Source organism: Paenibacillus forsythiae T98 (assembly GCF_000520735.1).
Taxonomy (GTDB): domain Bacteria; phylum Bacillota; class Bacilli; order Paenibacillales; family Paenibacillaceae; genus Paenibacillus_AQ; species Paenibacillus_AQ forsythiae.
This window is the reverse complement of record NZ_ASSC01000830.1, coordinates 1-1,189: the sequence shown is the minus strand read 5'-3', so window position 1 is coordinate 1,189 and position 1,189 is coordinate 1. Positions and strand designations below refer to the sequence as shown.

3 protein-coding genes are annotated in these 1,189 nt (G+C 62.4%); all 3 read left to right on the top strand.

The window, feature by feature from the left end; genetic code table 11:
* The coding region (locus L692_RS31495) for a DUF4430 domain-containing protein (protein WP_156940590.1) at positions 1-149 on the top strand (149 nt) is incomplete at its 5' end.
* Entirely contained in the window at positions 146-1,087 is a 942-nt protein-coding gene (locus L692_RS0125270) for an energy-coupling factor transporter transmembrane component T (RefSeq protein ID WP_025702686.1), read from the top strand. The genes L692_RS31495 and L692_RS0125270, both read left to right, overlap by 4 nt.
* Positions 1,003-1,189, top strand: a 187-nt coding sequence (locus L692_RS31490; RefSeq protein ID WP_269636766.1) for an ATP-binding cassette domain-containing protein, incomplete at its 3' end; no start/stop codon positions are given. The genes L692_RS0125270 and L692_RS31490, both read left to right, overlap by 85 nt.

Genomic DNA, 1,189 nt, shown 5'->3' with positions numbered 1-1,189 from the left:
TGGACCGGGGCGCCGAGAGCGGCTGGATGTACCGCGTGAACGGCAAATTCCCGAGCGAGAGCGCCGGGTCTTACGGGCTGAAGCCGGGAGATACGGTTGAATGGCTGTATACGCTCGATATGGGCAAGGATCTGGGAGCGTCAAAATGAGCGGCTTCCGGTCCATGCATCCGGCGGTGGCCGTCGTTTATTACTCCGGGCTGCTGCTGTTCACGCTGCTGCTGTTCCATCCGGTGTTCCTGCTGACCGAAATCGCGGCCCTTCTCGGGCTGATGCTGCTTCAGGGACAGGGACGGCGGATATCGGGCAGCCTGGCGTTTTGCCTGATTGTCGCCGTTCCCGCCGCCCTGCTGAACCCGCTGTTCTCGCACCGGGGAGCCGTGATCCTGTTCTATTTCATGGATCAGCCGATTACGCTGGAGGCCGTGCTGTACGGGCTGATGATGATGACCCTGCTGATTGCGGTATTTGTTATTTTTCTTTCGTACAACTATACGGTAACGCCGGATAAATTCATGTACCTGTTCGCGTCCGCCGCTCCGAAGAGCGCCCTGCTTACACTGATGACGCTCCGCTTCGTGCCGCTGTTTCAGCGGCGGCTGCGCCGGATTGCGCGGATTCAGGGCGCGCGCGGCGTTTCGGTCCGCGAAGGCAGTCTGCGCTCCCGCATGTCAGACGGGATGACGCTGCTGAAGACCCTGCTGACCTGGTCGCTGGAGGAAGCGCTGCAGACCGCAGACTCGATGAAGGCGCGCGGATACGGTATCCGCCGCCGGACCTCTTACGCGGTGTACAGGCTGGAGCGGCGCGATATTCGCGTCCTCGGGGGGCTGGGAGCGGGCGCGCTGGGTACGCTGTGGGGCTGGTCTCGGGGATATGGCCTGCTGATGCTGTATCCCCGGATGAAGGAGCCGGTATTTACGTGGCAGGAAGCGGCGATGTACGCAGCCTTCTGCCTGTTCGCTGCGCTTCCCCTTTGGGTGGAAGGAAAGGAGAAATGGTTATGGAGATCGTCCGCGCGCGGGAGCTGTCCTTCCGCTACCCGGGGGAAGAAAGGGCTTCACTGGATGGGGTATCCTTCGCAATAGAAGAGGGGGAGTTCGTCGTCCTCTGCGGCCCCTCGGGCAGCGGCAAAACGACGCTGCTGCGGCACCTGAAGCGGGAGCTGACTCCGGTGGGAGAGGGGAGCG